Source organism: uncultured Halorubrum sp. (assembly GCF_937146585.1).
In the GTDB taxonomy this organism is placed as follows: Archaea; Halobacteriota; Halobacteria; order Halobacteriales; family Haloferacaceae; genus Halorubrum; species Halorubrum miltondacostae.
The window spans coordinates 1-6,386 of the sequence record NZ_CAKZRO010000076.1; the positions used below are offsets into that span (position 1 = coordinate 1).

The window sequence follows — 6,386 nt, forward strand, 5'->3', positions numbered from 1 at the left end:
TCGGGGCGTTCCGACGCCTCGTCCGTGCCTACCAAACCCCCTCGGAGCTGTCGGGGCAACAGCCCGGAGAGGAGCCTGCGGGCGATCCGGGCGGGGTCGAGGAAGTACTGCGGCAGGACGACCATCGCTGCCGCGACGACCAGCAGGCCGGCCCCAAGCGCGACCTCGCCGGCGACCAGCCGGATGACGGCGTAGTTCGCCAGCGGGAGCGCGAAGACGAGCGACGCCGCCAGCCCGATCATGTCCAGCAGTCCGAGGCGCATCGGCCGTCGGTTGATCCCCGGAGGGCAAAAGGGGCGCGGCCGCGACGAACGGCGGTCGGCGGGAGCGACCCCGGCCGGACCCAGAACCGATATCCGTCGCCCGCCCCCACGTTCGGGTATGTTCACCGGCATCGTCGAGGGGACCGGGACGGTCCGCGAGCGCACCGAGACCGACGACGGCCTCCGGCTGCGGATCGGCGTCGACGGGTTCGACGACCTCCACCACGGCCAGTCGATAAGCGTGAGCGGCGTCTGCCTGACCGTCGAGGAGTACGGCGTCGCGGCCGACGGCGGCGAGTGGTTCGCCGTGTTCCTGGCGAGCGAGACGGTCGCGAAGACGTACCTCGGCGAAGTCGAGACGGGCGACGCCGTCAACGTCGAGCGCGCGATGCCCGCCGACGGGCGCTTCGACGGCCACGTCGTCCAGGGCCACGTCGACACCGTCGCCGAGGTGACTGAGATCGAGCGCGTCGGCGAGGACTGGCGGTTCACGTTCGCGATCCCGGAGGGCCACGGCGACTACCTCGTCGACAAGGGATCGGTGACGCTCGACGGCATCTCGCTGACGGTCGCCGAGAAGCGTGAGGCCGAGTTCGACGTGGCGATCATTCCGACGACCTACGACCTGACGACGCTCTCGGAGAAGTCGGTGGGCGACCCGGTCCACCTGGAGGTCGACGTGATCGCGAAGTACGTCGAGAACATGCTGGACGGCTACGCGGCCGACCCGCGGGCGGCGGACGACTGAGCGCCGGGAGAGACGCTCTCGGGAGGAATCGACCGGTTCCCGACAGCAGAGCCGCGGTTCAGTCGTCCTGCGCGTCCTTCGCGCCCTTCACCGTCTCGCGGACGGCGTCGACGCCCTCGTCGTGGAGCAGGTCGCCGACGACCACCACGTCGCTGTGGGCGGCCATCTCGTTGGCCGACTCGTAGTCGTGGATGCCGCCGCCGTAGAAGAGCGCGGCGTCGTCCAAGGCGTCGTGGGCGGCCGCGACCTTCTCCGTGTCGCCGAACGTGCCCGAGTACTCGACGTAGACGATCTCTTGGCCGAACATGCGCTCCGCGACCTTCGCGTAGGCGCCCACGTCGTCGGCGGTGAGGTCGCAGTCCGCCTCCGTGAGCTGGGCGACCGACGCCTCGGGGTTCAACACGATGTACGCCTCGGTGTGTGTCCGGCTCCAGTCGAGGTCGTCGATCCGGACCCACTCCTTGTGCGCGCCGGTGATCCAGAAGGGGCCGCCGGCGTTGAACACGGTCGGGATCAGGTAGCCGTCGAGCGCCGGGGAGTCGATGACGACGCCCGGGTTCGACGGCTCCTGGTACAGCGGCACGTCGAACTCCGCGGCGGCGTCGACGACGCGGTTCATCTTCTCCGCGGTGACGTCGAGGGTCCCGCCGATCTCGATCGCGTCCGTCCCGGTCCGGCAGACGTCCTCGAAGGTCTCGCCCGGCTGGAGGTCTTTGTCGGGATCGACCTTCAGCACGTGGTCCCAGTCGTCCCACGGGTTGGTCATCGGGCGAGAGTCGGCAGGGCGAGAGTAAAAAGGTGCGGAACCTGCGCCGCCTCAGAGCAGGTCGTCGATCTCGTCGTTCTCGAACGCCGCCGCCGGGTCGGGCTTCTCCTCGCGCTCGTCGCGCACCGCCTGCCGCGCGCGCTCCAGGAACGCCTCGACGCGCTGCGAGCGCTCGACGCCGCCGAGCAGGACGAGCGCGGCGATCCGGCCGGAGTCGAGCGGGAAGTCACCGCCGCGGACCTGCATCGAGCCCGTCTCCTCCTGGAGCCACTTTCGCGCCTTCTCCGACCCCTTCCGGGAGATCCGGTCCGGGTCGCCCGCGACCGCGACGAGGGCGGCGTCGGCGTCGGTGGCGCTCGGCAGCGAGAGCCCGGTCATCACTGCGCTCCGGACCGCGCTCGTCACCGTGGTGACGTTCTCCTGCGGGTCGTCGGCCGCGGGCGCGGACGCGAACCCGACCGCGGCCATCCCGCCCGCCCGCAGCGTGTTGATCACCTCGCTCGTGTCGACGACGGACTCGGCGACGCCCTCGACGGCCTCGCCGGCGGCCAAGAGGAGGCCGATCCGCTTCGCCATCGAGGCGTTGATCGCCTCGTAGCCGCCCTCGACGGACTCGCCCGACGAGCGCCACGCGTCGTTGTCCAAGAGGATCGTCGCGTCCGCCTCGCGGACCAGCGTCTTGAGCGACCGGCCGGCGTTCACCTGGTACATCGTCCCCTCGTCGCGGCCGGGGAGGACGCCGATCGCGTACACCGGCACGTCGTACACCCGGTTCAGCTCGCGGACGAGGACCGGCGCGCCGCCGGAGCCCGTCCCGCCGCCGAGGCCGGCGACGACGAAGACGGCCTCGGCCTCCGCGGTGACCTTCGGGGCGAGCGCGTCCAACACCTCGACCGCGTCTTCGTCCATCACTTCGGCGCCGAGTTCGTTGTCGCCGCCGACGCCGTGCCCGTTGACCCGCGACTGCCCGACGAGGACCGTTTCGAGCGGGAGGGGGTCGAGGTCGGCCGCGGCGGTGTTGACGGCGAGCGCGTCGAGGACCGCGCCGTAGCCGGCGTCGGCGTCGAACTCCGCGAGGGCGGTCGTGAGCTTGCCGCCCGCCTGTCCGACGCCGAGGAGGACTGCTTTCATGCGACCACCTACCAGTGCCCCCGACAATACCCTTTCCCCGAGGTTTAAGAGTGAAACCGCGGGCAACGGGTCGCATGCCCGACCACGCGCACGGCGTCGAGCCGTCGAGGACCGGAACAGAGGCGACGGCGGGATCGAATGCGACGACAGGAGGGGAAGCGGCGACGGACGTAGGAGTAACGAGGGGGACGGCGGACGCAGAAGCAACGAGAGAGACGGCGGACGACGAGATAGAGGCCCGACTCCGCGCCGTCGAACGGGCGGTCACCGGCAGCGAGACGCGGCCCGCAGACGTGGCCGCCGGCGCGGAGGCGACGGCCGAGCGCGAGCGGCTCGAATCGCGGCTCGACGACCTCGAGGCGCGGGTCGCGGAGTTGGAGTCCGCGACGCAGGCGATCCGCGGCTACGCGGGGGCGATCAGGGCCGTCAACCGCGAGGTCGAGCGACGCGCCGACCTCGCGCTGGCGCGGGCGACGGAGGCCGGCCGCGACAGCGAAAGCGACGGTCCCGGGCCGGCTGCCAGCGAGGGGGGCGTCCCGTCGGAGAGCGCCCTCGACGCCGCCTTGCCGGACGACCGGCCGACGACCGGACCCCGCACCGGCGGCGACGGGAACGACGAAGACGGCGACGGCGGCGCGTGGGCGGCAGACGCGCTCGACCGCCTCCGGGAGTCGCTGTAATCGGCCCGTGATCCGCGTGGTGCTCACCGTCTTGGTCGCCGTCGCGCTGCTGGCGGCGTCGATGCCCGCGGTCGAGACCGCTCGGACCGCGACGACGACGGAGCGGATCGGCGTCGAGGCGGACCGGCTGGAGCGGGCGATCGGCGGCGTCGTCGCCGGATCGACCCCCGTGAGCGACCCGGCGATGGCCGCGCAGACGACCGTCCTCGTCCGCGTTCCGGCGGGGTTCGCCGCGGCGGACGTCGACCGGGTCGCGCTCGTCGAGCCGTCGGACCAGGCGGACGGCCTCGCGCTCGCGTATCGGATCGAGGGACGCTCTGAGCGGACGCTCCGCGTCGGCACGGGGCCGGCCGAGACGGCCGTCGACCTCGTCGGCGGGCCGATCGAGCTCCGGACCGGCGGACCGAGTCGGATTCGGATCCGGTACGTCGACGACGACGGACCGACGGTCCGGATCGGCCGAGTCGGGTGAGACGGAGGCGGCGCGGCGGAGCGGGGCGGGACTGGACGGGGCAGAGAGAGGCAGTGGCCGGACGTGGGGGGCCGACGAGCGGGCGATCGTTTATATACCGAACCGCGGCCACGGCCGGCATGGACCTCGGAATTACCGGGCGAATCGCCGGCGGTGACGGCGAGACGCCGCTCCGAACGCTCCCGTGGATCGGCGGCGAGTCAGACGGGTGTCGCTGCGGTCCGACGTTCCGCGAGCCCGTGGGAACCGGCGTCGAGGACCGGGTGGTGCTCGACGTCGACGCCGACGACTGCCCCGGGCGCGGCGACCTCGCCGCGAGCCCGGAGTGTCTCGCGACGGTCGTCGAGGCGCTCGCCGACCGGGACGCGGACGTGATCAGGACTCGCCACCGCGGACGCGAGCGCTCCTACGCCGACCGCGCGGCCGCCCTCCTCGTCGCGGCGGGACGCTTCCGCGAGCGGGTCGCGTTCCACGAGGAGCGGCTCGCCGACCGAGTCGTCCGCGATCCGCTCGGGGCGGCGGCGGAGGCGGCCGGCCGCGCCGGACCGGCGAACCGCATCGCGACCGAGACGGACCTGCTGGCTGCCGTCGAAGGGCTCGGAGGGGATCTACACGGCGGCGACCATGACCTGAGCCGCGTCCTGCGGGCCCACGTCGGTCCGACGGCGGCGACCGCGCGCGTGGCGACCGCGCCGCCGCCGGGCGCGACGCTGGTCGACCGCTGGACGGTGTCGACCGGCGCGACGGTCCGGCGCTACGAGGGCGACGGTCCGCTCGAGACGTACCACCTCACGCCGCCTACCGTCGACCTCGACGCCGACGCCGTGGCGACCCTCGCCGACGCTCGGGACCGACTGCTCGACGACCCGCAGGGGGGTGACAGGGCGCCCGGACGGGCGGTGCGAGCGGCGGCGGACGACGGCGACCCCGTCGCCGACGTGACGGCGATCCTTCGGCGGCACGCCCACGGCTACGGCGTGCTGGAACACGTCTTCGCCGACGACAGGGTGAGCGACGCGACGGTGACGGCGCCGGTCGCGGAGAACCCCCTGCGCGTGGTCCTCGACGGCGAGCGCTGCCGGACGAACGTACGCCTCCCGCCGGAGGGGGCCGCGACGCTGGCGTCGCGGCTCCGCCGGTCGAGCGGCCGAGCGTTCTCGCGGGCGACGCCGACGCTCGACGCGACGATCGAGTCGGAGACCGGTCGCGTCAGGGTCGCCGCGACCACGGCACCCGCCAGCGACGGACTCTCCTTCACGTTCCGGCGCGGGGACCCCGAGGCGTGGACGCTGCCGCGGCTGGTGTCGGTCGACACGCTCACTCCCGCGGCGGCCGGGCTGTTGTCGGTCGCCGTCGAGCGGGGCGTCGCGGGGCTGATCGCCGGCGGACGAGCGGCCGGGAAGACGACGGCCCTCGGCGCGCTGCTGTGGGAGATACCCGCCGGAACGCGGACGATCGCCGTCGAGGACACGCCCGAACTCCCGGTGGACGCGCTCGCCGACGCCGGGCGGGACGCCCAGCGCCTCCGGGTCGGCGACGGGGTGGAACTCGCGCCGGCGGACGCCGTCCGAACGGCACTCCGCATGGGCGGCGGCGCGATAAGCGTCGGCGAGGTGCGCGGTGAAGAGGCCAGGGCGCTGTACGAGGCGATGCGCGTCGGAGCCGCCGACGAGACGGTCCTCGGGACGATCCACGGAGCGGACCCGGAGGCGGTCGAAGAGCGCGTCGTCACCGACCTCGGCGTGCCTCGATCCTCGTTCGCGGCCACGGACCTGATCGCCGTCCTCGAGGACCACCGGGTCGAGTCGATCGTCGAGGTCGCTGATCACGACGAGGGGGTGAGTTTCGATCCGCTCTTCGAGCGGACCGGGAGCGGACTCGTCGGAACGGGGCGCATCGACCGGGGCGAGAGCCGGCTGGTCGAGGACCTGGCGGTACCGGGCGAATCGTACGCGGCGGTCCGAGAAGCCGTCGATCGGCGAAGCGAACAGATTCGGGACGCGGTTCGCGCGGGCCGAACGGCGCCGGCGAGGTACGCCGGGGGAGACCGATGACGGGGGGCTCTTCCCGGGTGGCGGGCGAAACCCGCGCCGGATCGGGGGACGACTCGACTGCGTCCGCGGAGCTGCGACGGGCGATCGCGTTCCTCGGCTGGGACGTCTCCGCGGAGCGGGTCGTGTCCCTCGGGTATCGGGTCGCCGCCGTCGCCGGCGCGGTCGTCACCGCGGCCGTGGCCCTCCTCGCCGGCGCGGTCGCCGCCGCGCCCGCGGGGCTCGCCACCGCCGTCGCCGGGGCGCACGCGGTCCACCGGACGCCGGTGTGGCTC

General features: G+C 73.4%; 7 protein-coding genes and 1 pseudogene. 5 read left to right on the top strand and 3 right to left on the bottom strand.

Annotated features, from left to right (window positions below; all coding sequences use genetic code 11):
* A partial coding sequence (locus tag Q0116_RS06930) for a hypothetical protein (RefSeq protein WP_297886603.1) occupies positions 1-263 on the bottom strand: 263 nt, incomplete at its 3' end.
* Between the two features lie 118 nt (positions 264-381).
* On the opposite strand from Q0116_RS06930, the gene Q0116_RS06935 reads away from it, so the two are divergent.
* On the top strand, positions 382-1,011 hold the full coding sequence (locus Q0116_RS06935) for a riboflavin synthase (protein ID WP_297886604.1): 630 nt from the start codon (positions 382-384) through the stop codon (positions 1,009-1,011).
* 58 nt (positions 1,012-1,069) lie between these two features.
* Here Q0116_RS06935 and Q0116_RS06940 read toward each other — a convergent pair whose 3' ends face one another.
* Positions 1,070-1,777, bottom strand: a complete 708-nt coding sequence (locus tag Q0116_RS06940; RefSeq protein WP_297886605.1) for a phosphoglycerol geranylgeranyltransferase — start codon at positions 1,775-1,777, stop codon at positions 1,070-1,072.
* A 51-nt stretch (positions 1,778-1,828) separates the two neighbouring features.
* Positions 1,829-2,908: a tubulin/FtsZ family protein gene (locus Q0116_RS06945; RefSeq protein WP_297886606.1), complete on the bottom strand. Its 1,080-nt coding sequence runs from the start codon at positions 2,906-2,908 to the stop codon at positions 1,829-1,831.
* A 74-nt stretch (positions 2,909-2,982) separates the two neighbouring features.
* Between Q0116_RS06945 and Q0116_RS06950 the strand changes: the two genes are divergently transcribed.
* From Q0116_RS06950 to Q0116_RS06965, 4 genes and pseudogenes are all read left to right on the top strand, one after another.
* Complete coding sequence (locus tag Q0116_RS06950) at positions 2,983-3,588, top strand: hypothetical protein (protein WP_297886607.1); 606 nt, start codon at positions 2,983-2,985, stop codon at positions 3,586-3,588.
* A gap of 7 nt (positions 3,589-3,595) precedes the next feature.
* The gene (locus tag Q0116_RS06955; protein ID WP_297886608.1) at positions 3,596-4,060 is read left to right on the top strand and encodes a hypothetical protein; all 465 of its coding nucleotides are present in this window, start codon (positions 3,596-3,598) and stop codon (positions 4,058-4,060) included.
* Positions 4,061-4,179: 119 nt separating this feature from the next.
* A complete protein-coding gene (locus tag Q0116_RS06960; protein ID WP_297886609.1) occupies positions 4,180-6,114 on the top strand; it encodes an ATPase, T2SS/T4P/T4SS family in 1,935 nt (644 codons plus the stop codon).
* Positions 6,111-6,386, top strand: a pseudogene (locus tag Q0116_RS06965) (type II secretion system protein); the annotation flags it as partial. The gene Q0116_RS06960 and the pseudogene Q0116_RS06965, both read left to right, overlap by 4 nt.

What these genes read in the sequence shown, in the direction of transcription:
- Q0116_RS06935 (WP_297886604.1), top strand. Translation starts at nt 382, where the DNA reads ATGTTCACCGGCATCGTCGAGGGGACCGGGACGGTCCGCGAGCGCACC.
- Q0116_RS06940 (WP_297886605.1), bottom strand. Translation starts at nt 1,777, where the DNA reads ATGACCAACCCGTGGGACGACTGGGACCACGTGCTGAAGGTCGATCCC.
- Q0116_RS06945 (WP_297886606.1), bottom strand. Translation starts at nt 2,908, where the DNA reads ATGAAAGCAGTCCTCCTCGGCGTCGGACAGGCGGGCGGCAAGCTCACG.
- Q0116_RS06950 (WP_297886607.1), top strand. Translation starts at nt 2,983, where the DNA reads ATGCCCGACCACGCGCACGGCGTCGAGCCGTCGAGGACCGGAACAGAG.
- Q0116_RS06960 (WP_297886609.1), top strand. Translation starts at nt 4,180, where the DNA reads ATGGACCTCGGAATTACCGGGCGAATCGCCGGCGGTGACGGCGAGACG.